The organism is Roseateles sp. P5_B10 (assembly GCF_056400485.1).
Genome location: NZ_JBFULE010001346.1, coordinates 1 through 891 on the forward strand (window position 1 = coordinate 1; position 891 = coordinate 891).

Here is an 891-nt window from a genome sequence, read left to right on the forward strand (position 1 = left end):
CAATTGATGGGTGCGACCGGTCAGGGGCTCGAGGGCCACGCGCGTGTGATCGCCTTCATGGCCGAGCACGCGCCAACGCGTCTGCGAGGGCTTGCCGTGTTCGAAGTTGACCTGCTGGCGCGGCCGGTTGGGCCAGTCGGCGCCGACCGGCAGGTCGATGAGGCCTTCGCCCTCGAGATGGCCGGCGACGACGGCGATGTAGAGCTTGTCGATGCGGCGCCCGGCGAAGTCGGCGCTGAGATCGCGTTGGGCGTCGAGGCCGCGGGCGAACAGCAGCAGGCCCGAAGTGGCCTGGTCGAGGCGATGCACGACCAACGCGTCGGGGTAGAGCATTTGCACGCGTGCGCTGGCGCAATCTGGCTCGCTGCGGCCCGGCACGCTGAGCAGGCCAGCGGGCTTGTCGATGACGACCAGACGGTCGTCGGCGTGCAGCACTCGCATCAACGCGACGAGACGAGGATGCCGGCGGCGATCAGCGCGAAGGCGACTCCGTGATACCAGGCCGGCGCGACGCCCAGCAGCGCCGCCGAGATGACGGCGGCAAACACCGGCGTGAGGTTGACGAAGAAACCGGCCAACGCCGGCCCGGCCTGGGCCACGCCCAGGCCCCAGCAGCGGTAGGCAATCAGCGACGGACCGATGGCGACATAGGCGAGCACGGCGACCAGGGTCGGGCTCCAGTGGATGGCGGCCGGTGCARCGCCCTGTTCCACGCCCGCCGCCACGCCCGAGAACACCACGCCGAACATCAGCTGGGCCATCAGCATCTCGGCCCAGTTCCAGTCCGGCCGTTCGCCTGGGCGCAGCCCGCGCACCGGCCGCGCCAGCATCCAGGAGTAGATGGCCCAGGTGAAGAGGGCCAGGAGCATCAACAGGTCGCCGGGTACAAAT

2 protein-coding genes are annotated in these 891 nt (G+C 69.8%); both read right to left on the reverse strand.

All coding sequences use genetic code 11. The annotated features are described in order from the left end of the window. On the reverse strand, positions 1 to 441 hold a 441-nt coding region (locus AC1DU6_RS33230), incomplete at its 3' end, for a pseudouridine synthase (RefSeq protein ID WP_477862583.1). Beyond that, positions 441 to 891, reverse strand: a 451-nt coding sequence (locus AC1DU6_RS33235; RefSeq protein WP_477862585.1) for an EamA family transporter, incomplete at its 5' end; no start/stop codon positions are given. The genes AC1DU6_RS33235 and AC1DU6_RS33230, both read right to left, overlap by 1 nt.